A 25,074-nucleotide genomic window follows, 5' to 3' on the forward strand; every position below is an offset into this window, starting at 1 on the left:
GCGCGGGCGGCCGGTTGCGGCGGCTCACACCCGGTTCCGCCGGTGCGATGTCTGCGCGGGGACTTCCGGTCGGCGCCGAGCCTCGGCCGCGATCATCGACAGAATCGGCCGGGCCATGGCCCGCACGAACGGTCCGACCGCCGTCCAGTATCGGCGGAAGAGTCTGCGGGCGCGTTCGTCGGTGCCGTGCACCCGGATCTCGGTGAGCAGGACGCAGGTCCGCGCGTCATACGGTAGGACGGTGAAACTCCATGTGCCGAACCCGCATTCGGGAACCGAGATACTCGACAGGGGCGCCCCGGGATCCCAGTCGACGCGGCCGTAGTCCGGCTCCCACCATCGGCCGACGAAGCCGAGCACGAGTTCGCGCCCCGGTTCCTCGGCGATGACCTCGAAACCGCCCTGCGGACCGATCAGGTCCGCAAGGCGGACCGAGCGGTGCGCCCGCACCTCCCGGCGCCGTGGTGTGCGCAGGGCGTCGACGGCGAGCCGGGCCAGATTGGGGGCGACGATCACCGGGGACCGCATGAAGTCGACGCGCCGGATCGCGGCGAAGGTGTCCGGAGCCGGGGCGTCGACCACCCGCGCGCGTACGACCCGCTGTTCGAAGACCGGCAGCTGCCGTTCGGTCGCCGGAGGTTCACCGTGCGGCATCGGTGCTCCCGGCGATCTGCGCTGCGCGGTTCGCCGACAGTTGCCGGACCATCACCCAGCGAGCGACGAGGTAGCCGAGGACACCGCCGTAGACGGCCTTCAGCACCAGGAACCACCCCGTCGACAGCCCGGACACACCGAGGAGGTGCAGCACCCAGATCGCGAGCACGGAGACAACCGCGGCCGCGGCCCCGAGCGACAAGCCGAGAGCGGACGCACCGGATGGCAACCGTGCCAGCCACCGACCGGGCTGCGGACCGTCGACCGCGTCGAGTCCTGCGCGCACCGCCCGGCGTACCCCGGCGGCGGAGAACCCGGCGACGAGCACCGAATAATCCACGGTCCATCCTCCCCATCCCGGCCCGCGGGAGCCGGCTCGTTCTCATCGTGAACCGCGGAACCGTGCTCGTTCCAGGGCCATTGGTCCCGAGAGGTCGGCGCCGACGGGACTCGGCGTCCTATCCTCGGAGATGTCGTCCGCCGCACCAGGAGGAGAGTCGTGTATCTGCTGGCAGGTGCAGTCGCGCTCGTCGCCGCGGTGCTGCTGCTCGATCAGCTCGGGTTGTGGGCGGAGCGGCGAGGCTGGGTCTACTGGCGCAAGAGGCGACCTCCGCTGGACGGGGGCGGTGCCGCGGGCGTGTTCGGGGAGATGCAGACACTGTTCTCGCCCTCGCACCGGCACGTGATCGACGAGGGCCGTTCCAAGCAGATGGCGCGGTCGGACACGGCCACCGGGGAAACCGAACGGATGACCCTCGACCTGCACGCGGGAATTGTGGCGATCGACGTTCGCAGTCGCGCGCCGCAGGACGGTCCGTCGTCGCACTAGCTCAGGCGAACCGTGCCTCCCGGCTGCAGGTGCGCGACGTGGCCGCGGCATTCGATCTCGATCGGCGCCTGGTTCCCGGGGCCCGCGCTCACCTGTACCTCTCTGCCCTTGATGCGCAGGCGAAGTCGGTAGCCCCGATAGAAGATGGGGAACTCCAGGGCGCCCAGCGGCTCGGGCCACTGCGGGGAGAACAGGAGCCGGCCACCTCGGGTCTCGAGGCCGGGCACGCACCGCTGCAGGAAGTCGACGCTGCCGGCCATGGCAGCGAGATGGATGCCTTCCATGGTGGTGCCGCCCTGGATGTCGGCGATATCGGACTTCAGTGCCTGGTAGAAGTAGTCCACGGCCTCGTCCCGGTGGGCTCGGGCCAGCACCCAGGAATGGACCACCCCGCTCAGGGTGGAGCCGTGCGAGGTTCGCGCCATGTAGTAGTCGATGGTCCGCGGGATGTCCTCGGTCGGGAACCGGTAGCCGAGCCGTCCCAGCAGTTCCTGCAGTTCGTCGGAGGACAGCAGATAGAACAGCATCAGCACGTCGGCCTGCTTCGACGCCCGGTAGCGGTTGACGTCGTCGCCTTCGGCCTCGAGGATCCGGTCGAGTCGCTGGATGTCGCCGCAGCGCCGCCGGTAGCCGTCCCAGTCCAGCTCGGCCAGCTCTTCGTACCCCTCGAACTGGCTGAGGACACGGTCGTGGAACGGGACGAACATCTTGTGCGTGATGTCTTCCCAGCGTGTCGTCTCCTGCGCGTGCAGCCCCAGCGCCTGGGTCAGATACGAGCGGATCTGCAGCGGGAGCAGTTCGAGTGTCTCGAGGGCCCGCAGGATCACCCAGACCGACATGACATTGGTGTACGCGTTGTTGTCGATCCCGTCGTACGGTGCGTCGGGGTAGCCGGAATGGAACTCGTCGGGGCCGATGACTCCCCGGATGCTGTACCGGCCGCGATCCTCGTCGTAGGAGGCGAGATCGGCGTAGAAGCGGGCGATCTCGACGAGCATCTCGGCGCCGTACTCGATCAGGAACTCCAGGTCGCCGGTGACCTGGTAGTACTGCCACACGTTGTAGGCGATCGCGATGCCGATGTGGTGCTGGCGCCGGCTCGGATCCGGGTTCCACCGTCCGGATCTGGGATTGAGGTGGAGCTGCGGGCTCTCCTCCCGGCCGTCGCTGCCCGACTGCCACGGGAACATCGCACCCCGGCGACCGGCCTCGCGTGCCATCCGGCGCGCCTCCCGCAGGCGACGGTAGCGGTAGCGCAGCAGCGACCGGGTCAGCGCGGGCAGCCGCAGGTTGAGCACCGGGAACACGAACAACTCGTCCCAGAAGACGTGTCCGCGGTACGCCTCACCGTGCAGCCCCCGGGCCGGCACGCCCACGTCGAGGTCGGTGGTGTTCGCCGAGACCGTCTGCAGCAGATGCAGAAGATGGAACCGGACGACGCGCAGGGCGTGGCCGTGACCCGGACCCTCGTAGTCGATGCCCAGGTGATCCCACAGATATCCCCAGGCGAGTACGTGGCCGTCGAGCAGTTCGTCGAACCGGCCCAGCCGGGGGAGCCAGCGGGCGGCTTCGTCGGCCGGTTCGGACACCGCCGGGTCGCGCCCGGTGAACACCGTCACGATCTTCTCGAGCGTCACGGGCCGGTCCGGCTCGACGTCGACGACGATCTCGTGTTCGATCCGGCCGTCGCCGCCGAGCAACCGGCACTCGCCAGCGACCGGCTCCCCGCCGCACCACACCGTGTTCCGGGCCGCCATCGCCACCGGTATCCGCGACTGGTTGGTCTGCACCGCCAGCAGCACCGAATCAGCCGACAGAGAGGTGGTCTGCAGCGGTTCGAGGTGCTCGTCGGCCAGGTCGCGGTAGCGCTCGACGAGGGAATTCCGGACTGTGCCGTCCAGCAGGGAACGGATCTCGACCCGGCCCGACCAGTCCTCGGCCACGATCGTCGTCTCGAGGGCACAGGCGTGCGGGACGTTCATGGCGACGAACCGGCGCTGCCGCACCGAGGTGGTGCGGCCCGCGGCGTCGCGGAAACGCAGCCGCCGGGTGAGGACGGCGCGGCGCAGATCGAGGTACTGGTGGTAGTCGAGCAGTTCGGCCGAGTCGAGGTCGAACCACTGCCCGCCGTCGACGCGGAAGGTCACCGGTAGCCAGTTCGGCAGGTTCACCAGACTCTCGTGGTCGACGATGCTCCCCGATACCTCGTCGTCGAGACGGTTGAAGATCCCGGCCACGTAGGTGCCGGGGTAGTGCACGCCGTCGGCCCGGGATTCCGGAGCGCAGCCACGGGTGGCGAAGTAGCCGTTGCCGACGGTGCAGAGGGCCTCGCGCAGCTTCTCGGTGGACGGGTCGTAACCGTCGAAGAACATCGTCCACGCGTCGTCCGGGGGCGGCGCGATCCCCGGATCGCTGCCGAGCAGATCCGCCAGCCGCTGCAGGATCTCGCGCACCCGGTCCGGACCGTCGACCGCGAACTGGGCCGTCGACCGCCGATCACCCTCCCCCGGGTGGCGCACGACGACGCCGATCCCGGTCGACGGCAGGGCCCCGAACGCATCTTCACCGGCGAGGTCGTCGCCGATGTAGACCGGCATGGGGTCGCCTGCGCCGCGGACGTGCTCGAGTACCCAGGCCACCGCCCGTCCCTTGTCCCACTCGACGTCGGGGCGCAGTTCGGTGACGTCGCGTCCGTGCGTGACGCGGAGCGCGCCGTCCCGGCCGGCCGCATCGCGCACCGCCGCGAGGACCTCGCCCATCCGGTCCGCGGCGACGTGGCGGTGATGAACGGCGACAGCGAAACGCTTGGGTTCCACCAGAACGCCGGGCACGTCGGCCAGGCGGTCCCGGAGGGCGACGGCGATCCGCCCGAGGTCGGGCACCGCACGATCGGCGGCCTCGTGCCGGTGGTACGTGCCGTCCGGACCCACGAGCTCGAAGCCGTGGTTACCCGCGTACCAGAGGCCAGGCACGCCGACCCGTGCCTGCAGGTCGGCCACATCGCGGCCGCTGATCACGCCGACCGGGCAGTATCGGGCGAGCCGGGCGAGTTCGTCCGCCGCGCCGTCGACGAGGGTGGCCGCACCGGGATCGTCCACGAGGTGGGCGAGGGTGCCGTCGAAGTCCAGGAACACGGCGTAGCGACGGGTGCGCAGCATGGCGGTCGCCTGGTGCCGGGATGCCAACGCATCCGGGATCTCCGACAGCCGGCGGTCGTGGGGGCGCGATTCGACCGGGGGCCGCGTCATCGGCCCGGCTCGGATGGTGAGTACATGGCAGTCTGTCCCTCGGCGCCGTTGCGGAACAGGCCCACAGGAGTTTTCCCGATTCTACGATGTGCTCGCCGACGGGCAGGCCCGTTTCGATCGCCGGAACCCGCCCCTCGATGATCATCGGCGGACACCCGCCGCGCAGGCGTACGCGCGAACCGGCACCGCTGTCCGGAGTCAGACCTCCAGCTGCTCGGCCTCCTCGATCGCCGCCTGCAGCTGGTCCAGCAGCGCGCGGGCCTGCGCGATGTCGAGAGCGACACCGAGGCCTTCCGGCAGGTCGAGCACGACGCCGGGTCCGTTCGCGCGGGCGGTGACGGGATGATCGCCGGTCGTATCGGTCACGGCTGGGTCCTTCCGGTTCGGGGCACGGTTGCCGGGTCTCAGTCTGCCCGGAAGAACTACCGTGTGGGTGCGGGCGCACAGGCCGGTGCCGGAAGGGTGGATCGATGGCTGTCATGAGCGCCGGGATTCTGCTGTACCGGATCGACGGTGCCGGTGTGCTCGAGGTGTGGATCGTGCATCCGGGTGGCCCGTACTGGACCGGCAAGGACGAGGCGGCCTGGTCGATTCCCAAGGGTGTGTACGGCGACGACGAGGATCCGTTCGCCGTGGCGCTACGGGAGTTCGAGGAGGAATGCGGGATGACCGCGCCCGCGGTGGACTACGAGATGCTCGGCCGGTTCAAGCAGCCCTCCGGGAAGATCGTCACCGTCTACGCCGCCGAGACCGCCGCGGATCTCGCCTTCGTCGGCAGCAACACCTTCGACCTGGAGTGGCCGCCGCGGTCCGGAAAGGTGCAGAGCTTCCCCGAGGTGGACGACGCTCGCTGGTTCCCGCTCGCCGTCGCGGACGTCAAGCTCGTGAAGGGGCAGCGCCCGATCCTCGCCCGGCTACGTGAGCGGGTGCACGCGGCCGGCCGGTCGTCCGCGGGGACGCCCGGGAGCGGAACGGAGGACGCGGGCAAGTGAGCAAGACCGTGCTGATCACCGGGGGCGGGCGGGGGCTCGGCCGGGTCACGGCCGGGAAGCTCGCCGCCCGAGGGCACCATGTTCTGCTCACCGCGCGTACCCGGGCTGCCGCGGAGGACGCCACCGAAGCGATACAGCGCACCGATCCCGACGCTCGGGTCGAGCCGCGCTGGGTCGAGCTGTCCTCCCTGCAACAGGTCCGGTCCTTCGCCGTCGCGGAAGCCGAGCGCGGCGAACCGATCGACGTGCTGCTGCACGTCGCCGGCATCCTGCAGACGAGCAAGGAACGCCGGCTCACCGTCGACGGGTACGAGGAGACCCTCGCCGTCAACGTCCTGGCCCCTTTCCTGCTCACCGAACTGCTCATGCCCGCACTCGCGCGCAGTCCGTCGGCGCGTATCGTCACCGTCGCCTCGCGGTTGCACCTGCCCGGATCCCGCGGCGCGCCGGTGGATTTCGACTTCGCCGACGTCCAGCTCGAACACGGTTACAACCCCGACCGGGCATACAAGAATTCGAAGCTGGCGGTGCTGTGGTTCACCTACGAACTCCAGCGCCGCCTCGAGGGGCGTCTGATCACCGCGAACGCCGTGTGCCCCGGTTTCGTGCCCACCACTGCGGCCGCGAGCACTCGCGGCCTGATGCGGCTGTTCATGGCGCACGTATTACCGCACATGCCCTTCGCCACGTCCGTCGACGCGGCTACCGATTCGCTGGTCTTCATGGCGGTCGACCCGTCGCTCGACGGGATCGGCGGCCGGTTCTACGGCGAGTACCACGAGATCGACTCGAGCCCGCAGTCCCACGACGTCGCGCAGGCCCGGCGGTTCTGGGAACTCGCCGAACGCCTCACCCGCGTGGTGTGACCGCACAGCCCACGACCGGCACAGCCGCGCGGGCGCCGGTCAGCCGCGGCGACAATAGGGGGCGCGGCTGACCGGGAACGCCGCGGATGCTGACGGTGCCCCCGGCAGGACTCGAACCTGCGACCTAGAGATTAGAAGGCTCTTGCTCTATCCAGCTGAGCTACGGAGGCGCGGCCAAAATCTTAACCGCTTGCCGGTACGGGCCGGACCGAGGCCCCGGCGCTGCCGGGACGGTGGGCTCGCCTGTCCCGATCGGGGGACGAATCCGCCGGTCGTCCGGCATGCGCGGGCATACACTCCGTAGGTAGTTGAAATGTGAGGTATGCCACATGCAAGTACCTTCGGCTTTCGAATACGAGCGCGCCACCGGCATCGAGCACGCCATCGCTCTACTGGACGAACGCGGCGAGGAAGCCCGGGTCGTCGCGGGTGGGCACAGCCTTCTGCCGATGATGAAACTCCGGCTCGCCGCCCCCGAGTGTCTGATCGACATCAACGACCTGGCCGGCGAACTCGGCTACATCACCGTCGAGCCCGACGTCGTGCGGATCGGCGCGCTGGCGCGGCACCGCGAACTCCTCGAATCCGAGGCGCTCGCCGAGATCTTCCCGATCTTCCGGGACGCCGAACGGGTCATCGCCGACCCGGTGGTGCGCAACCGCGGCACGATCGGGGGGTCGCTGTGCCAGGCCGATCCGGCCGAGGACCTGTCCACCGTGTGCCAGGTCCTCGACGCATCGGTCGTGCTGCGCGGTCCGGGCGGCGGCCGGACGCTGACGATGGACGAGTTCCACCTGGGCCCGTACGAGACGACCGCCGCCGCCAACGAACTGCTCGTCGAGGTCCGGCTGCCGCGACGGGGACGTGGGTCGAGCGCCTACGCCAAGGTCGAGCGACGAACGGGGGACTGGGCGATCGCCGCCGCCGGTGCCGCGGTGTGGATGAGCGACGGCGCCATCGACGACGCCCGCGTCGGCCTCACCGCGGTCCGGGCAGATCCGCAGGCCCTGGCCGGCATCTCCGACCGGCTGCGCGGCGCGACGCCGTCCGAGGACCTCTACCGCGAGGCCGGCGAACTCGCCGCCGCCGCGAGCGACCCGGTCGCGGATCAGCGCGGGACTGTCGACTACAAACGCCACCTCGCCGCGGAACTCACGGTGCGGACCCTGCGCCGCGCCGTCGAGCGGCTCACCACCTCCGAAAGGGGTTGACCCGATGCGGGTTTCGATGAGCGTGAACGGGGACGAGGTCAGTGCCGAGGTGGAACCGCGGCTGCTGCTCGTCCACTTCCTGCGCGATCACCTCGGCCTGACCGGCACGCACTGGGGCTGCGACACCAGCAACTGCGGCACGTGCGTCGTCGCCGTCGACGGCGAGCCCGTCAAGTCGTGCACCATGCTCGCCGCGATGGCGAGCGGTCACGACGTGCGCACCGTCGAGGGACTCGAGCGCGACGGTGTGCTCGACCCCGTGCAGGAGGGCTTCATGCGCTGCCACGGGTTGCAGTGCGGCTTCTGCACCCCCGGCATGATGATCACCGCCCGCGCCCTGCTCGACCGCAACCCGGACCCCGACGAGCAGACCATCCGCGAGGCGATCTCCGGACAGATCTGCCGCTGTACCGGCTACACCACCATCGTGCGGTCCGTCCGCTGGGCCGCCGAGCACCCCGCCACCGAGAAGGCGCCGTCATGACCGCCGTCGACCCGACCCCCGAGCTGCTCGACACCGTCGACAACGACGAGAAGCCCTGCGGCCACGGCCGCATGCTGCGCAAGGAGGACCCGCGGTTCATCCGCGGACACGGGCGCTTCGTCGACGACGTGCAACTGCCCGGCATGCTGCACCTGGCGATCCTGCGCTCCCCGGTCGCGCACGCGAAGATCCTCGGCATCGACACCAGCGCCGCGCAGGCCCACCCGAAGGTGCGGGCCGTCGTCACCGGCGCCGACCTCGCGGACAAGGGTCTGGCCTGGATGCCGACCCTGTCCAACGACGTCCAGGCCGTCCTCGCCACCGACAAGGTCCGCTTCCAGGGCCAGGAGGTCGCCTTCGTCGTCGCCGAGGACCGGTACTCGGCGCGCGACGCCCTCGAACTCATCGACGTGGAGTACGACATCCTCGATCCGGTCGTCGACGTCCGTCGCGCGCTCGCGCCCGAGGCCCCGGTGATCCGCACCGATCTCGAAGGCAAGACCGACAACCACTGCTTCGACTGGGAAACCGGGGACGCCGCCGCCACCGAAGCCGCGTTCGCGAAGGCCGACGTGATCACCCGGCAGGAGATGGTCTATCCCCGGGTGCACCCGGCGCCGATGGAAACCTGCGGTGCCGTGGCCGATTACGACCGGATCACCGGCAAACTCACGCTGTGGTCGACGAGCCAGGCGCCGCACGCCCACCGCACCCTCTACGCCCTCGTCGCGGGCCTGCCCGAACACAAGATCCGCGTGATCGCCCCGGACATCGGCGGCGGGTTCGGCAACAAGGTGCCCATCTATCCCGGATACGTCTGCGCGATCGTCGCCTCCCTCGTGACCGGTAAGCCGGTCAAGTGGATGGAGGACCGCAGCGAGAACCTGGTGAGCACCGGCTTCGCACGCGACTACGTGATGGTCGGTGAGATCGCCGCGACCCGCGAGGGGAAGATCCTCGCGATCCGCACCCAGGTCCTCGCCGACCACGGTGCGTTCAACGGCACCGCCGCCCCGGTGAAGTACCCGGCCGGTTTCTTCGGGGTGTTCACCGGCAGCTACGACATCGAGGCCGCCTACTGCCACATGACCGCCGTCTACACCAACAAGGCGCCCGGCGGCGTGGCCTATGCGTGCTCGTTCCGCATCACCGAGGCCGTCTACCTCGTCGAACGGCTCGTGGACTGCCTGGCCTACGATCTCGAGCTCGATCCGGTGCAGCTGCGGCTGCAGAATCTGCTTCGCCCCGAACAGTTTCCGTACACCAGCAAGACCGGATGGAAGTACGACTCCGGCGACTATGCGACCACGCTGCGCAAGGCGGCGGAAATGGTCGGGTACGAGGAGTTGCGCCGCGAGCAGGCCGAGCGCCGCACGCGGGGCGAACTGATGGGCATCGGCGTGGCGTTCTTCACCGAGGCCGTCGGTGCCGGCCCACGCAAGGACATGGACATCCTCGGTCTCGGCATGGCCGACGGCTGCGAGCTGCGCGTGCACCCCACCGGCAAGGCGGTGGTGCGGCTGTCGGTGCAGACCCAGGGTCAGGGCCACGAGACGACGTTCGCGCAGATCGTCGCCGAGGAACTCGGCATCCCACCCGAGGACATCGACGTGGTGCACGGCGACACCGACAACACCCCGTTCGGTCTGGGCACCTACGGCAGCCGGTCCACCCCGGTCTCCGGCGCGGCCGCCGCCCTCGTCGCGCGCAAGGTCCGCGACAAGGCCCGGATCATCGCCTCCGGCATGCTCGAGGTGTCCGTCGCCGACCTCGACTGGACCAAAGGCTCCTTCCACGTCAAGGGTGATCCGACCGCGTCGGTGACCATCCAGGACATCGCGATGCGGGCGCACGGCGCCGGCGATCTGCCCGAGGGTGTCGAGGGCGGACTCGAGGCCCAGATCTGCTACAACCCCGAGAACCTCACCTACCCGTACGGGGCGTACTTCTGCGTCGTCGACGTCGATCCCGGTACGGGCGAGGTGACGGTGCGCCGGTTCCTCGCCGTCGACGACTGCGGCACCCGCATCAACCCGATGATCATCGAGGGCCAGGTCCACGGCGGAATCGTCGACGGCATCGGGATGGCGCTGATGGAGATGATCGAGTTCGACGAAGACGGCAACTGCCTCGGCGGCTCGCTCATGGACTACCTCATCCCCACGGCGATGGAGGTGCCGCACTTCGAGACCGGATTCACCGTCACCCCGTCGCCGCACCACCCGATCGGCGCCAAGGGCATCGGCGAGTCCGCGACGGTCGGCTCGCCGCCCGCCGTGGTCAACGCCGTCGTCGACGCCCTGCGCCCCTTCGGGGTGCGGCACGCCGACATGCCGCTGACTCCGTCGCGGGTGTGGGAGGCGATGCAGGGCCGGCCCACCCCGCCGATCTGACCGACCGGCCCCGAACCAGGGAGAGTCACATGGACCTGACGGTGCGTGCCGCGGAACTGACCCGCCGGCGCCGGGCGTTCGTCCGTGCCACCGTGGTGCGCGCCCAGCGGCCGACGTCCGCGCGGCCCGGCGACTGCGCGCTGGTACTGGACGACGGCACGATCGAAGGCTTCGTCGGTGGCCAGTGCACCGAGACCTCGGTACGGGACGCCGCACGGCAGGCCCTGACCACGGGGGAGAGCACCCTGCTGCGGGTCCTGCCAGGCACTGCGCAGACCTTCCCCGACACGCCGGGGGCCGTCGTCGCGGTCAATCCGTGCCTGTCCGGCGGTGCGACGGAAATCTTCCTCGAACCGCAGCTACCCGCCCCGATGCTCGTCGTGTCGGGGTCGACGCCGGTGGCCGAGGCCGTCGCGGACTTCGCCGCGCGGCTCGACTTCGCGGTCGACCGCCTCGAGCCCGGTGCCGCGCCCGCCGCCGACGCCGTGGCCGTCGTCGTGGCGAGCCTCGGTGGCGAGGAACCGGGTGTCATCCGGGCCGCCCTCGACGCGGGGATCGGCTATATCGGACTCGTCGCCAGCCGCCGGCGCGGCGCCGACGTGCTCGCGCAGGCCGAGGTGCGCCCCGACGAACGAGCGCGCGTGCACACCCCCGCGGGTCTCGACATCGGGGCGCGCACCGCCGCGGAGATCGCGTTGTCGATCGTCGCCGAACTGGTGCAGGCGATCCGCCGCGAGAATCTCGGATCTCCCGCCGCGCCGATCGCATCCCCGCGCACCGCGGTGGACCCGGTGTGCGGAATGACCGTCACCGTGACCGCCGAGACCCCGCATCTGTCCGACGCCGGCACGGATGTGTGGTTCTGCTGCCCGGGGTGCCGTCGCGCCTACGAGAAGGAACACGCCACGTGTTCGTGACGGGGTCGGCCCCGGGAGCCCGCCGATGAGCGGGTTCGACGGCGTCGACGACGTCGTCCGCCGGTTCGACGACCGGGACTACCTGCTCGACGAGGGCACCGCCACCGCCCTGTATCTCGCGGTGGAACTCGGCCGGCCGCTGCTGCTCGAAGGCGAACCCGGCGTCGGCAAGACCACGGCCGCCAAGGCTCTCGCCGCCGCCCTCGGCACCGAACTGATCCGGTTGCAGTGCTACGAGGGTCTCGCCGCGAGCGAGGCGCTCTACGACTGGAACTACCAGCGGCAGCTGCTCGCGATCCGGCTCGCGGAAACCCGCGGCGAGACGTTGCGCGAAGCCGACCTCTACACCGAGGAGTTCCTGCTCGAACGGCCGGTCCTGCGCTGCGTGCGCCACCGCGGGCCCACCGTCCCGGTGCTGCTCATCGACGAGATCGACCGGGCCGACGACGAATTCGAGGCGCTGCTGCTCGAGTTCCTCGGCGAGTACTCGGTCACGATCCCCGAACTCGGCACCCTCTCCGCCGCGCAGCCGCCGATCGTCGTGCTCACCTCCAACCGCAGCCGCGACCTGCACGATGCGCTGCGCCGGCGGTGCCTTTACCACTGGATCGACTATCCGGACCGGGACCGCGCCGTGGCGATCCTGCGCCGCACCGTCCCCGCCGCGAACCTCGCCCTGGTCGAATCGGCCGCCGACTTCGTCGCCTCCGTGCGCCGACTGGACCTGGACAAGGCGCCGGGGATCGCCGAGACCATCGACTGGGTGTCCGCGCTCGTGGCGCTCGGCGTGACGGACCTGGTCCACCCCGGTGCGGTGGCGACGCTGACCGCGCTCGCCAAGACCCCCGACGACCGGACCACCATCCGTGCCGAATACGAGGAGTTCCGCGCGTGAGCAGCGCGCTGCTGCTGCGCAGCGTCGACCTCGCCGCGTTCACCGTCGCGCTCACCGACCGGTTGCGCCGCGGCGGGGTGCCCGTCGCCCCGACCGCCGCCGCGACCCTGGTGCGGGCGCTGCGCCTGCACCCGCCGCGCACCCGCAGTCGCCTGTACTGGACCGCGCGGGTCGCCCTCGTCGACCGGCAGGACGCGCTGGAGGCATTCGACGCCGTCTTCGCCGAGGTCTTCGACCAGCAGGTGATCGCCGTCGACCCGCACGCCCGGCGCAGCGGCCCCGACGGGACGACGGGCGCGGGGGAGACCACCGTGCCGGGGCCGCACGCGCCACCCGGGGCGCCGCAGGCCGGTGTGCCGTGGCACACCCGCGGCCCGCGCCGCTCCGGAGACCCCGGCGAGACGGCCCGGCCCGGGCCGTGGGCGCCGAGCCCCGTCGAGATCCGCGCCGACCAGCCGTTCGGCGACCTGCGGCCCGAGGACCTGCGCCTCCTGGGCCAGTGGCTCGAGCAGGCCCGCGTGCGCTGGCCGCGGCGCCCCGGCCGCCGCCGCACGCCGCACCACCACGGCCGCCTCGACGTGCGGGCCACCCTCGCCGCCTCCCGGCACACCGGCTTCGAACTGGTCCGTCTGCGCCGGGCCCGGCCGATCCGCCGGCTGCGCCGGATCGTGGTGCTGTGCGACGTGAGCCGGTCCATGCACGGCTACGCCGACACCTACCTGCACCTGATGCGGGCCGCGGTGCGCGCCGGCGATGCCGAGGTGTTCGCGTTCTCCACGAGCCTGACCCGGCTCACCGCGACCCTGGCGCACCGCTCCGCCGAGCACGCCGTCGCCCGGGCCAACGACACGGTCGTCGACCGCTACGGCGGAACCCACATCGCTCGCAGCTTCGAGGCGTTGCTCGCCTCCCACCACGGCAACCTGCTGCGCGGCGCTGTCGTGTTCGTCGCCTCCGACGGGTGGGACAGCGACGATCCGCAGGCGCTCGGCCGGGCGGTCGCGCGGATACGTCGCCGCTCTCACCGGCTGGTGTGGCTGAACCCGCGGGCCGGCCGACCCGGCTACCGTCCCGAGACCGGGCCCATGGCGGCCGCGCTGCCGCACTGCGACGCGCTGCTCGCGGCCGACACCCTCGCCGCCCTGCGCGCGGTGTTCGATCTCGACCCGGTCGCCGGGCGGGTGGCGCACGTCTCCGACGGCCCGTCGTAGCGGCGCTCGCCGAGGTCCTACCCTGGTAGGTATGGCATCACCCGAGCTCGCGTCGGCCGCGCCGACCTCCTCACCGCCGGCCGGGCGGCGCAACACGTCGGCACTGTACGTCCTCCTCGGGCTCGTCGCCGCGGTCGTCGCGCCGATCGTGGTCGGCCTGTCCGCCGCGCAGGCACTGGTGCTGCTGGGCATCCCGGACCCGGGACCGCTCACCACCTACGGACTGCCCGCGGTGCGGGCGATCGCGGAGATCGCGGCCGTCGCCGCGGTCGGATCGTTGTTCTTCGCCGCGTTCCTGGTGCCGCCGCAGCGCACCGGGGTGCTGGACGTGGGCGGCTACCGAGCCGTGCGCACCGCGGGCACCGCCGCCCTGATCTGGGCGTTGTGCTCGGCGGTGCTGGTGCCGCTGACCCTGTCCGACACCTCCGGGCAACCGCTGGCCGAGGCCCTGAAGCCGGAGAACCTGTGGGGCGCGATCGGGCAGGTCGACACCGCGCTCGCATGGGCGTGGACGGCGGCGCTCGCCCTGATCCTGGCGGTGCTGATCCGCGCCGCGGTGCGCTGGTCGTGGGTGCCGTACCTGCTGCTGCTGTCGCTGGTGACCCTGATGCCGCTGGCCCTGACCGGGCACTCGTCGTCGGGCGGGTCGCACGACATGGCCACCAACAGTCTCGTGCTGCACCTGGTCGCGGCGTCGGTGTGGGCGGGCGGCCTGTTCGCCCTGCTCGCCCACGGGTGGCGCCGCGGCGCGCACACCGACCTCGCGGCCCGCCGGTTCTCGTTCGTCGCCGGGCTGGCGTTCGCGGTGATGGCCCTGAGCGGCGTCGTCAACGCCGCGGTGCGGTTGCCCGCGGACGAGTTGCTCACCAGCACCTACGGCCGGCTGATCGTGGCCAAGGCGCTGGCACTGATCGTCCTGGGTGTCCTCGGGTGGATGCAGCGGCGCCGCGCGCTGCCCGCGCTGGAGGCGAATCCCGACGATCGGGGCGCGCTCGTCCGGTTCGCGGCCGTCGAGGCCGTCATCCTCGCCGCCACGGTCGGCCTGGCCGTGGGGCTGGGCCGCACCCCGCCGCCCCCGCCGGCGACGGTGCCGTCGCTGCTCGAGGTGGAGCTCGGCTACAACCTGGACGGCCCCCCGACGCTCGGCACCCTCTTCTTCGGGGCGTGGCGCTTCGACCTGATCTTCGGCACGGCCGCCCTCGTCCTCGCGGTGGCCTATGCGATCGGGCTGTGGACGCTGCGCCGGCGCGGCGACAGCTGGCCCGTCGGCCGGTCCATCGCCTGGTTCTCCGGCTGCTTCGTGCTGTTCGTCGCCACGTCGTCGGGCGTGGGCATGTACTCGCCGGCGATGTTCAGCGTGCACATGGGCGCCCACATGGCGATGTCGATGCTGGCGCCCGTGCTGCTCGCCCTCGGCGGGGCGATGACCCTGGCGTTGCGGTCCTTCACCCCGGCGGGCCGCGACGGCTACCCCGGTCCGCGGGAGTGGCTGCTGGCGTTTCTGCACAGCCCGCCGTCGCGGTTCTTCACCCATCCGGTCGTGGCGTCGGTGATGTTCGTCGGCGGCTTCTACGCGCTGTACCTGGGCGGGATCTTCGAGGCCAACGCCGACAGCCACGCCGCGCACGTGCTGATGAACCTGCACTTCCTGATCAGCGGCTACCTGTTCTACTGGGTCGTGATCGGCGTGGACCCGTCGCCGCGGGACGTGACGCCGGTGACGAAGCTGGCGATGGTGTTCGGCTCCCTGCCGTTCCACGCGTTCTTCGGCGTGACGTTGATGAGCATGGGCACGGTGATGGCCGAGTCCTACTACCGCGGGCTCGGCCTGGCCTGGAACAGCGACCTGTTCGCCGACCAGAAGGTGGGGGGCAGCATCGCCTGGTCGGCAGGGGAGATCCCGCTGGTGCTGGTCATGCTGGCGCTGCTGGTGCAGTGGTCGCGCAGCGACGAGCGCACCGCGCGACGGGTGGACCGCGCCGCCGAACGCGACGACGACGCCGATCTCGCCGCCCACAACGCGATGTTCGCCGAGTTGGCCCGCCGGGACCACGAGGGCCGCTAGGTGCGCCGCCGCCGCGCGGCCTCGGTGCGCTGCCGCCGCGCGGCCTCCGTGCGCAGCCGCACGATCACCGCGGACAGCACCGCCACGCCCGCCGCGGCGCCTGCCGTGACGGCGGCCGGGGTGGAGGTGAATCCGGTGTCGCCGCTGCGGGCCACCGCGATCCACACCAGGCCCCACGCCATTGCCCCGGCGACGGCGAGCCGCCCGTGCCCGGCGACGGCCAGGAGCACCGACACCGCGGCGACCGCGACCAGGACGATCACCGCCCAGATGTCGGCGCCCAGCGAGAACGGGTCGACGTCCGCGGCGCGCAGCGCCGCCGCCGTGTTCGCGACGGTGGCCACCGCGACCCAGCCCAGGTACAGGAACATCGTGCCGTCCACGACGACGGCTTCCACGCGGGACGAGGGCGCGGTGCGGGTCAGGCCGAGGAAGATCCGGACCAGCACGGCCAGCAGCGCGACGATGACCGCGACGCTGAGCGCGAGCAGTTCGAGCTGCACGACCAGGATCCACGCGGCGTTGAGCAGCATCGACGCGGCGATCCACCAGCCGAGCGCCCGCTGGCGGGGATCGGCGTGGTGCGCCGGCAGCGCCTGCCACACCGCCAGCGCCAGGAGACCCGCGTAGATCACCGACCAGATCGCGAACGCCGGACCGCCCGGCGCCACCGCCGTCGTATCGGCCGACAGCGCCCCGTCGGCCACCTCGGAGATCGGTGTGCCCACCACAGCCCCGGAACCGAGGAAGGACAGAGCGACCGCGGCGATCGCCGACACGGCGACGCCTGCGACGCAGAGCCGGTCGAAGGAGGTGGCTTGAGGTCGCGTCGAGCTCGCCGGGAAAGTCGTCATCTCCGGAAGATGCCCGGCGCCACCGTGTCCGAAACGTCCCGTCTGCCAGGGCGGCGCTGCTAGGTTTGAGCGCCTGTAGGTTCGAGCGCCTGCACCGACGACGGGAGGACGCGATGAGGGGAACCGGGTGGCGGCTGCGGGCACTCGCATGCATCGGGGCCGTGGCTGCCGGGCTGGTCGTGCCCGCGACGGCCGGCGCGCAGCCCGGGCCCGGCACGGTGGTCGCGGTCGAGTCACTGCCCGGTGAGCTGTCGGTGCCGGGAGCGGCCACGGCCGAGCGACTGACCTTCCGCACCCAGTGGCGATCGGGTGCTTCGACGACCGCCTCGGGTGTCCTGTACCTGCCCCCGGGTCAGGCGCCCGACGGTGGCTGGCCGGTCGTGTCGTGGGCCCACGGCACCGTCGGCGTCGGCGACGAGTGCGCCCCGTCGCGCAACCCGCGCACCGACCGCGACCGGACGTACCTCGGGCACTGGCTGTCCCGGGGCTACGCCGTGGTCGCCTCCGACTATCCCGGCTTGGGCAGCGACGGGCTGCACACCTACCTCGACGGGCCGAGCGCCGCGAACAGCGTCGTCGACGTCGTCCGGGCCGCCCGCACCGCCGAGCCGTCGCTGTCGAACCGCTGGATCGTGATCGGCCAGTCGCAGGGCGGCCACGCGGCGCTGCACACCGCGCTCCTGGCGACGTCGCGGGCCCCCGAACTCGACTTCCGCGGCATGATCGCCACCGGCGCGCCGTCGAACCTCGAGACGCTGTTCCCGTTCGGCGGTCCCGGCTTTCCGGACCTGGGCCTCGACGGAACCACCGTGTTCCTGTCCTACGTCCTGGCCGGTCTGCGAGTCGCACGGCCCGACGTGGACGTGAACAGCTACCTCACCCCGGTCGGGCGGGACGTCGTCGACGACGCGGAGCGGCTCTGCTACGCCGAACTCAGCGACCGCGTCGACGGCATCGGAGTGGGGGAGATCCTCGCTCGCCCGCTCAGCGACGACCGCATGCGCGCGGCCCTCGCCGACTACATGGGAGTGCCCACCCGTGGCTACGACCGGCCGCTGTTCCTCGGCCAGGGATTGCGCGATCAGGTCGTGCCGGCGCCGCTGTCGTTCAAGCTCGTCGCCGACCTGTGGTCCGGGGGTACGAACGTCGACTACCGCACCTACCCCAACGGGCATTCCGAGACCATGTTCGACGCACTGCCGGCCACCACGCCGTTAGCGGCGACCCTGTTCGGCGGGTAGAGCCGGCTGCTCGGTGCGGGGCCCGGTGACCGTCGAGGCTGCTGCAGGTCGACGCGAAGACTGTGGTCGTCGGCGGGGCCGAGGCGATCGAGGGCTGTGCGCTGCGCCCTGAGGTCCAGCGTCGGGCGTAGCCGATCAGGACTCAGTCCAGAAGGCGACGAAAGTGCTGTTCACGCCAGCTGTACGAGACTGACGTGCAGGACGGCCAACCAGGACGGTTCGCGACCGGATTCTCCAGGACGCGATCGGATGCTGAGGAGGTGCCGGTGTGCTGTATGCGGATCGTCAAACAGGACTGCTCCAAGAGCTGATTGACTGGAGTGCGTGACCGACAGCGAAGGAACGGCGTCAGCAATGCGAACGACTGTGATTCTCGGTGTGGTGGGCTTGGCGTGCGGGGTGGCCGCCGCCGGAATCCACCTGTGGTGGTGGTCCTCCCAACCCAAGATCGACATCGTCTACGACGGTGCGTACGAGCCTTTGCCGGATGTGCCGATGTCTTCGAGGTACACCTCGTGGCCTCTAGAGACACCCGAGACGGGGCTGTGGCTGTATGTCGCCCTCGTTGTTGTTCCCACGGTGCTTGGAGTGCTCGCCGGCCTCCTCGCTGGGTGGTCCGGGTGGGGGTTGGCTCGCCGCAAGTGTTGAATCGCAGGAGATCGTTCAACCACCGACAATCAGCACGGTGAGTAACGGTTCTTCATCACTCTGCGGTGAATTAATACTACACAGCACAGAGATTTCCGATTGAGTACACGGCTAAACGATTATTTGGGGCATTCACATTCCTCTCCTCCGAAACCGACGGAAGCAGCTCCAATTTCTTTCAGTCGCGCAATGGAAGCCGCCGCAAATTGCTCAGGACTCCTGATATCAATTATGTCGCCCGGCAGAAAAAACCCACCAGAATCCATTTGACTTCGAGAAGGAAGAGGCCAGCGCACCAAATAGCATCGACCATTGCGTTTCCGCTTCAGGACCAATTCAACTTGACCCCCACTGGACAATCTCATCGAGACGGGTTGGATGTCGGCACTGATGGCACTTATTCGCGATACTCCCCCTCTGAGTCCGTCAAAGGCGCGCCGAAAGACGGAATCTCCATCCGGCGGAGAAACGATCATGTCGTGCCAGTATCGCCCTCTGCTGTCGAGGTAAGGGAGATAGAAGGGAACATCCAACGAGCGGTACACTGTCGATAGCCCCCCACAACCGTCCAAAATTTGCAGTATTGAAAACTTCGGCTCCCCGTACGAGAATTTCCACCAGTCGAAGTTCGACGGAGCGTATACTCCCCACCCGGAGCGCGAAAGGAAGTAACACACCTGAACCACGCTGTCCGCACCTTCATTGGGATGATATACATATATCGGCGGGTGAAGGTCGGAAATTATTTTGCGTGCGATAGCGATCGCATTCATCGGCCCAATCTTACCGCCCAAGAAACTAACGAGCAGTAGACGGTTTCCTCTCTCGGGATCAAATCCACCATCATCATCAACGGTTTCCCACCGAGCGGACAATGTAAGAAGCTTACCACCAGATTCCACCCGCCGGATGTCGATTGGGCGTTTTATATTCTCGATCTCCGCCAGAGAAATTGGACTCGTGCGATTACGCCAGATTTCATGCATTAAAATCATCTCCACGCACGTGGGGGTGCGTCTGCATGCGTGCCGCACCCCCACGTGTCATACGAACGGATTCGAATTGCAGTCCAAGCCACGCCCCATCAGTCGGCGAGCCCCTCGTCGTACGCGATGTCGAGCAACGCCGCCGTGACCCATTCAGCACAACGGAGTCCTGCGTCGTCTTCCTGGCCATTGTCATTGTAGTCGCAGTAGACCGTCTGAAGGCCGAGGGGAGTTCCGGCTGGCATCCCACCTTGTGGGTCGTAGTCCGCTCCGCCGGTAGTCGATACCCCCACGACATGGAGTTGCTCAGCTCGGTCGCAGCTCGCATCGGGGGCGTCGTATGCGCATCCCTCCCCGAATGCTGACCATGCATGGTAGTTCCATCCGCTTCCTCCCCACGGACTGGAGACTTGGTTGACGTTGGATGAATTCACACCGCCTTTACGGCGAGTACGGCTTCCTCCTGGTGCCATCCAACTTGCGGACGACCGATCCAATGACGGTTCTGCACTTTGTCGAGTCCGAAACCTTTTCCATCGTTCAGCTCGTCCTGAGAACCGGCCGGAACGCAGTACCACCCGCGGCGGATAGGAATTGGTTGACTTCCTGTCCTACTGTTAACGATCGTATCGAGCACCTCATCGCTGGCATAGTTGGGGAATACCGGGTTTTGTGGGGTTCCTGTACAACTCGCCTGATCCGCTAACGCGTACCCTGGACTTACGATGAATCCGAACGGAATTAGTAGAAGCCCAGCCGCGGCGACCAAAATTTTTCTCATTATTGATCGAGTCCTCTCAGTACCACAGAGTCTTGTAGTCAAATGTTCCGTCCGGATTAATCCTCGATATCACGGATCCTCGCGCCAGCTGTGGCCGGCGCGGGCCAGGTCGAATGCGGCGCGGTGCAGTTGCTGGTCGACGCTCATCGCATGCTCTCCTGTCGGTGTACCCGCCCCTGGCGGGACGGCTTCGGCCGGGCGGTGTCGTCGGGGTCGACCTACTGCATCATGCGCAAGCGCACAAGCGGGTCGGGACATGCCGGGCGACGGTCGGGGCAGCGAGCGCCCCGGCCGAAGCGAGCACGAGGGATCGGCGACAGTGCGGCAACCCCGCTGCAGGAAGGGGGCGGGTCCGATCTCGGCGATGGTGCCACGGACTTTTTCTGCCCTCGTTGCCCCGCTTACCGGTGCATTTCGGTGGTGCCGTCGATCTCAGCCAGTGGTCGGGGGTCTGGTAGGTGAGGTTGCGACCCACCGAGGCCGCTTTCGACCAGGGATTGGTAATGCGGGGAGGTGCTCATCAGATCGGTGTGTTGTCCGCAGGCGGCGATTTTTCCGTCCGCGAGGACGATGATCATGTCGGCGCTGCGTACGGTGGCAAGCCGGTGGGCGACGATGATCACGCTGGTGTGCTCCCGGAGCTCGTCCAGCGCCTCGAGGAGCAGCTTTTCGTTTCGGATGTCGAGGTTGGATGTCGGTTCGTCGAGGAGTGCGAGGGGACGGCCGGACAGGATAGCCCGAGCCAGGGCCAGTCGTTGGCGTTCTCCGCCGGACAAGGTGCTGCCGCGGTCGCCGACCGGAGCGTCGAGCCCGCCGGGAAGTCGGGAGACGAGCAGAGACAGGTTCGTTGCTTCGAGTGCTGACCACAGTTCGTCGTCGGTGGCGTCCGGGCGAGCGAGAAGCAGGTTGTCTTTGATGGTGCCGTGCAGGACGGGAGCGTCCTGTTCGACGATCGTCAGCGCCGATCGGACGTCCGCGGGGCTCAGCGCGGAATACTCGCATCCGTTGAGGCGGATCGATCCGGTTGCCGGCGGGTAGAACTTGCCGATCAGGGAGAGGATGGTGGTCTTCCCTGCGCCGGAAGCACCGACGATGGCCAAGGTGGTGCGGTGGTCGAGGGTGAAGGACACCTCCTCGAGGATTCGGCGATCGCTGTAGGCGAAGGAGACGTGGTCGAATTCGAGAACAGGGGTAAGCGGCCGCGGTGGCGGTGGTGCAGCAGCGGATGCGGCGGGCGGCACGGGTTGGTCTTCGGTGGCGAGCGAGAGCGTCGTATGGACGCGATCGAACGAGCCTAGGGCGATCCGCAGCGAGATCACTCCCTGGAACACGTTCGACAGGGGAAACAGCGCGTACATGGTGAACAGGAACAGGGTCACCAAGGTGCCCAGTTCGAGGGATCCGTTGGCCACGCGGATGCTGCCGATCAGCAGGATCAGCAGGAACGATCCCGATGTGGACAGGCGGATGACGGGGGTGGCCAGCGCGGTCAGCGCCGCCGACCGGATACCGGCGTCGTACGCGGTGTGGGCGGCGACGACGATGGCCGCTTCTTCCCGGCGTTCGGCGCCGAAGATGCGGATCGTGCGGATTGCCGAGATGCAGCGTTCGAGGTTGGCGGCCAGCGACCCCACGGCGGACTGTTTGTCGGCGGCGGCCTGCTGGATTCGGGACAACGCCAGGCTGGCCCCACCGAAGGCGATCGTGGTGATCACGAGTGCGACCGTGAACAGCAGAGGGTCGAGATAGCACATCACTGCTGCCGCGACACCGACAGCCAACCCGCCGGTGGCGACCTCGATCAGGTTCTTCGGCACCTGGCTCAGCAACGCCAGGTCGGTGGTGACCTGAGAGAGCAGGTCGCCGACGCGGGTGGCGTGGACGTGTTCGATCCGCAACGCCAGCACCTGGCGGGCAAAGCGCTCCCGAAGCGCGAGCACGAGCTGTTCCCCGACGCGTTCGAGCAGGTAACGTCCCGCGGACTCGGTGGCGCTTTGCAGGAGAAAGACCGTGACGAGCAGCAGGGAGGGAGCGAGGATCGGGGAGGACGTGGAGATGCTGTCGACGATGTGTCCCGCCAGCAGGGGTTGTGCCAGCCCGAGCACCGTCGCTAACAGCGTGACCGCCGTGGCCACGACCATGCGTCCGCGCCATCGGCCGAGGTAGGACAGTAGTTGGGTGTAGCGGGTGAGCGTCACGAGGACTCCTGGCCGAGATCGCTGGGTGGGGTGGCCGGGGGTGGCACGGTCATGAGGGTGCGATACGAGCTGGGCTGGCCCAGCTCGGCGACCAGACGTCCCTCGGTTTCGAGCCAGGCATGGGCACGGAAGGGTGGAGCGGCGGGGATGCCTGTGCACCAGATCGGCCACGAGCCGTCCGTCCGCAGCAACAGGCACGCAGCGATCGAGCGGGGAAGGCAACCGAACCGGCCCGCACAGGTGGGGTCGTGCTGTACCACTGCCAGGACGGCGCGTTCGGCTTCGTCGTAGCGCGCCGGTCGCGCTCGTCGCGCCAGGAAGGTCAGGACCCGGTGCAGTGTCCAGGGGGTCAGTCGCGCCAGCTGCTTGGCGACGAGCACACTGGCGCCGACCTTGACTTTGGACCGCCACGGGAGTTCGAGCCCGGTCTCGGTGGGGTGCAGGGCCACGTCGGACAGGACGGGGCGGTCCTTATCGAAGGTCATCGTCGATCAGTCCGCTCTGGGCCAGCTGCTGCAGATAGGAAAGCAGGTCCGTGCGAAGAGCATCCAGCGGCACGTCGTAGCGATCGTGCGGTGCGCGGACGGCACGGTCGGGATCGTTCGTGTCGAGCAGCGCAGTGATCATGTCGGCGCCGATCTCGTTGACTTGGAAGTAGGAGCCGTTCTTCTGGTCGAGCAGGACGGCTCCGTAGTCGGTGCGGGTCATCGATACCGAGTTCCGAAGTTTCATCCGGTCTTGTGCCTCCGTTCCGATGAGCTGTGTCCTGGGCGGGTCGGGGACGAGCTGCGGTTGTCGACGGATCGGAGCCAGGCCTCGCACGCGACGGTCATGGCGAGATCGTTGTTGTCGAACAGTGGCGTGTCGGGTTGCCGGAGCAGGGGATACAGGCGGTGAGGGTCGATGAGGCCGGCCTCGACCAGTTTCGAATCCGCGAAATACGTGCGGATCGCCGAGGCGTTGCGCAGAAGCGCTTGGGCCTTGTCGGCGTTGTGTGCACCTTTCGTGGTGCGGCGCTGGAGGCTGTCCGGCAAGAATTCCTTGAAGGCCTCGAGCAGAAGTGGTTTGTATCGGTACGGATCCAGACGGTGGTCGATTCGCACCGAGAGTGCAGCGTTGATGACGCGCTCGTCGAGGAAGGGCGCGACGACGCCGATGCCGCCACGGAAGTGAGCGATGTCAGCGACACCGCGCACCACCCGAGAAATCTCGTAGATCGCGCCGAGTTCCTGGTGTCGGCCGGGGGAAGGGGCGAGAGGGTGCAGTTCGCTCATCACGCGGATGCGCGCTGCGATCGCGTCGGTGACCTCGGCGCTCAGCCAGTGTGGAACGACAGCTTGCCCACCCCAGGACAGCATCGCCGCATGGGGATCCCTCGGGGCCGACGACAGATAGGTCCGGTGCAGCCAGCTCCGGTAGGAGCCGGGCGCAATCAGCTGGCGCGCCAGGTCGGACCCGCGCCAGCGATACATCGACCGGTATGCGCGAAGGCGTCTGAGGGCTGTGAGGGGGTGTGTGACGAGCAGGTCACGACTGAGGGCAGGGTGGGCCAGGAAGAGCTGGTCCCCGCCGTATCCGGTGAAGTGCACTTCCGTCCCGACAGCGCGTGCCAGGTCGGTGACGGCATTGAGCCGACTGTGGCTGCCGATCGCGATGCTCGGCTCGTCGAGCGGATAGCGGGAGGCGTCGTCGAGTTCGTCGTATTCCCAAGGCAGTTGGTCCGGCTGGAGGAAAGTGTGACTGTCGAGCGGCAACCTGGTGGTCAGCTCCCGGGCCCACTGCGCATCGGAGTTGAATTCGTCTCTGCTGACCGCGGTGATCCCGTGCAGCTCGAAGGGCAGCTCCTCGCGATGCTTGTGGATCTGGAGTGTGGCGGTGAGGGTCGAGGAATCGAGTCCGCCGGAGATCTCGCAGGTTGCCCGTGATCTTCCGGAGAGGTGGTCACCGACAGTCTCGAGAGTCGCCGAGGTGACGAGTTCGGCGCCGGCCGCGAGGTCTTGGTCGGGGAAGGGCGGGGTCCACCATCGGTGCAGGCGTGCCGGATCCGGTCCGCCGAGCTGGAGGAAACTGTGAGGAGGGACGGCTGTGATGTTCTCCCAGCAACACAGTTCCGCGAGAGGATGCTGCAGCGGCTCGAGCAGGCGCATCGCCAACGAGATCCGATCGACCGGAAACTCGCCGATGCTCGCAAGCAGGCGGGCTCGGCTGGAAACCATCGTCGCGCCCGCCACATCTGCATAGAAGACCCGGTGCAGCCCGGACGCAGATCCCTGTACCCGGATCCGGCCGTTGATGGAGGCAACAAGCCAGTACGGCCCGGCGAGTTGGCCGAGGTGTGCATCGAGGTGTAACAACGACGGCGCCGTGGCCAAGACATCGGTCAAGACACGCTCCGGGACCGGCGCTGGGCCTATCACGACGAGGGTGTTGCCGCGCATCATCCCTGCACTGAGCCGCAGGTGGCTCGCCTGCACGTAAAGGCGAACGGGGTCGTTGCCGGCCGACAAGTCGAACATTCGTGCCTGAGCGAGGTGCTCACGGACCACGGCCGGCTGATGGTCGCCTCGGATGAGCACGAACGAGTCGACGTCGCTGTCCATG

At 69.0% G+C, this 25,074-nt stretch carries 20 protein-coding genes and 1 tRNA gene; 11 read left to right on the forward strand and 10 right to left on the reverse strand.

The features are described from left to right. Positions 1–24 precede the first annotated feature (24 nt). Both ACM26Y_RS09670 and ACM26Y_RS09675 read right to left on the reverse strand, forming a co-directional pair. On the reverse strand, positions 25–654 hold the full coding sequence (locus tag ACM26Y_RS09670; protein WP_416063318.1) for a hypothetical protein: 630 nt from the start codon (positions 652–654) through the stop codon (positions 25–27). Beyond that, positions 641–994 (reverse strand): hypothetical protein, encoded by a 354-nt coding sequence (locus ACM26Y_RS09675; protein WP_289380407.1) that lies wholly within the window; start codon positions 992–994, stop codon positions 641–643. The genes ACM26Y_RS09670 and ACM26Y_RS09675 overlap by 14 nt, the downstream gene beginning before the upstream one ends. A gap of 159 nt (positions 995–1,153) precedes the next feature. Between ACM26Y_RS09675 and ACM26Y_RS09680 the strand changes: the two genes are divergently transcribed. Beyond that, positions 1,154–1,483, forward strand: a complete 330-nt coding sequence (locus ACM26Y_RS09680; protein ID WP_003936851.1) for a DUF6191 domain-containing protein — start codon at positions 1,154–1,156, stop codon at positions 1,481–1,483. Here the strand turns inward: ACM26Y_RS09680 and otsB are convergent. Further along, positions 1,480–4,731, reverse strand: a complete 3,252-nt coding sequence (gene otsB / locus ACM26Y_RS09685; RefSeq protein WP_416063319.1) for a trehalose-phosphatase — start codon at positions 4,729–4,731, stop codon at positions 1,480–1,482. The genes ACM26Y_RS09680 and otsB overlap by 4 nt on opposite strands. 198 nt (positions 4,732–4,929) lie before the next feature. Next, the gene (locus ACM26Y_RS09690; protein WP_017681093.1) at positions 4,930–5,097 is read right to left on the reverse strand and encodes a hypothetical protein; all 168 of its coding nucleotides are present in this window, start codon (positions 5,095–5,097) and stop codon (positions 4,930–4,932) included. A gap of 104 nt (positions 5,098–5,201) precedes the next feature. Here ACM26Y_RS09690 and ACM26Y_RS09695 point away from each other — a divergent pair, with 104 nt between their 5' ends. After that, complete coding sequence (locus tag ACM26Y_RS09695) at positions 5,202–5,723, forward strand: NUDIX domain-containing protein (protein WP_040782516.1); 522 nt, start codon at positions 5,202–5,204, stop codon at positions 5,721–5,723. Beyond that, the gene (locus ACM26Y_RS09700) at positions 5,720–6,589 is read left to right on the forward strand and encodes an SDR family NAD(P)-dependent oxidoreductase (RefSeq protein ID WP_416063320.1); all 870 of its coding nucleotides are present in this window, start codon (positions 5,720–5,722) and stop codon (positions 6,587–6,589) included. Before ACM26Y_RS09695 ends, ACM26Y_RS09700 begins: the two co-directional genes overlap by 4 nt. A gap of 96 nt (positions 6,590–6,685) precedes the next feature. Here the strand turns inward: ACM26Y_RS09700 and ACM26Y_RS09705 are convergent. Continuing rightward, positions 6,686–6,759: transfer RNA gene (locus ACM26Y_RS09705), tRNA-Arg, on the reverse strand. 159 nt (positions 6,760–6,918) lie between these two features. Between ACM26Y_RS09705 and ACM26Y_RS09710 the strand changes: the two genes are divergently transcribed. The 7 genes from ACM26Y_RS09710 to ACM26Y_RS09740 are packed head-to-tail and all read left to right on the forward strand — an operon-like array spanning position 6,919 to position 15,765. Next, positions 6,919–7,800 carry an FAD binding domain-containing protein gene (locus ACM26Y_RS09710; protein WP_371383350.1) on the forward strand — a complete coding sequence of 294 codons (882 nt, stop codon included), beginning with the start codon at positions 6,919–6,921 and terminating at the stop codon, positions 7,798–7,800. A 4-nt stretch (positions 7,801–7,804) separates the two neighbouring features. After that, positions 7,805–8,284, forward strand: coding sequence for a (2Fe-2S)-binding protein (locus tag ACM26Y_RS09715; RefSeq protein ID WP_059174771.1), 480 nt, complete (start codon positions 7,805–7,807; stop codon positions 8,282–8,284). Then, the gene (locus ACM26Y_RS09720) at positions 8,281–10,677 is read left to right on the forward strand and encodes an aerobic carbon-monoxide dehydrogenase large subunit (protein ID WP_416063321.1); all 2,397 of its coding nucleotides are present in this window, start codon (positions 8,281–8,283) and stop codon (positions 10,675–10,677) included. The genes ACM26Y_RS09715 and ACM26Y_RS09720 overlap by 4 nt, the downstream gene beginning before the upstream one ends. 29 nt (positions 10,678–10,706) lie before the next feature. Further along, complete coding sequence (locus ACM26Y_RS09725) at positions 10,707–11,594, forward strand: XdhC family protein (RefSeq protein WP_416063322.1); 888 nt, start codon at positions 10,707–10,709, stop codon at positions 11,592–11,594. A gap of 25 nt (positions 11,595–11,619) precedes the next feature. Continuing rightward, a complete protein-coding gene (locus ACM26Y_RS09730) occupies positions 11,620–12,489 on the forward strand; it encodes an AAA family ATPase (RefSeq protein ID WP_416063323.1) in 870 nt (289 codons plus the stop codon). Next, positions 12,486–13,700: a vWA domain-containing protein gene (locus ACM26Y_RS09735; protein ID WP_416063324.1), complete on the forward strand. Its 1,215-nt coding sequence runs from the start codon at positions 12,486–12,488 to the stop codon at positions 13,698–13,700. Before ACM26Y_RS09730 ends, ACM26Y_RS09735 begins: the two co-directional genes overlap by 4 nt. 31 nt (positions 13,701–13,731) lie before the next feature. Beyond that, positions 13,732–15,765: a cytochrome c oxidase assembly protein gene (locus ACM26Y_RS09740; RefSeq protein WP_416063325.1), complete on the forward strand. Its 2,034-nt coding sequence runs from the start codon at positions 13,732–13,734 to the stop codon at positions 15,763–15,765. Here the strand turns inward: ACM26Y_RS09740 and ACM26Y_RS09745 are convergent. Further along, on the reverse strand, positions 15,762–16,619 hold the full coding sequence (locus tag ACM26Y_RS09745) for a tryptophan-rich sensory protein (RefSeq protein WP_416063326.1): 858 nt from the start codon (positions 16,617–16,619) through the stop codon (positions 15,762–15,764). The two genes, ACM26Y_RS09740 and ACM26Y_RS09745, sit on opposite strands and share 4 nt — an antisense overlap. A gap of 113 nt (positions 16,620–16,732) precedes the next feature. Between ACM26Y_RS09745 and ACM26Y_RS09750 the strand changes: the two genes are divergently transcribed. Next, complete coding sequence (locus tag ACM26Y_RS09750; RefSeq protein ID WP_416063327.1) at positions 16,733–17,860, forward strand: alpha/beta hydrolase family protein; 1,128 nt, start codon at positions 16,733–16,735, stop codon at positions 17,858–17,860. Positions 17,861–20,676: 2,816 nt separating this feature from the next. Here the strand turns inward: ACM26Y_RS09750 and ACM26Y_RS09755 are convergent. The 4 genes from ACM26Y_RS09755 to ACM26Y_RS09770 are packed head-to-tail and all read right to left on the reverse strand — an operon-like array spanning position 20,677 to position 25,073. Next, on the reverse strand, positions 20,677–22,473 hold the full coding sequence (locus ACM26Y_RS09755) for an ABC transporter ATP-binding protein (RefSeq protein WP_416063328.1): 1,797 nt from the start codon (positions 22,471–22,473) through the stop codon (positions 20,677–20,679). Continuing rightward, entirely contained in the window at positions 22,470–22,958 is a 489-nt protein-coding gene (locus ACM26Y_RS09760) for a lasso peptide biosynthesis B2 protein (protein ID WP_051446098.1), read from the reverse strand. The genes ACM26Y_RS09755 and ACM26Y_RS09760 overlap by 4 nt, the downstream gene beginning before the upstream one ends. Next, a complete protein-coding gene (locus ACM26Y_RS09765) occupies positions 22,945–23,181 on the reverse strand; it encodes a PqqD family peptide modification chaperone (RefSeq protein ID WP_416063329.1) in 237 nt (78 codons plus the stop codon). Before ACM26Y_RS09765 ends, ACM26Y_RS09760 begins: the two co-directional genes overlap by 14 nt. A 20-nt stretch (positions 23,182–23,201) precedes the next feature. Continuing rightward, positions 23,202–25,073 carry an asparagine synthase-related protein gene (locus ACM26Y_RS09770; protein WP_416063330.1) on the reverse strand — a complete coding sequence of 624 codons (1,872 nt, stop codon included), beginning with the start codon at positions 25,071–25,073 and terminating at the stop codon, positions 23,202–23,204. Position 25,074 lies beyond the last annotated feature (1 nt).

The sequence above is a fragment of the Rhodococcus indonesiensis genome (genome assembly GCF_047782815.1).
GTDB lineage: Bacteria > Actinomycetota > Actinomycetes > Mycobacteriales > Mycobacteriaceae > Rhodococcus > Rhodococcus indonesiensis.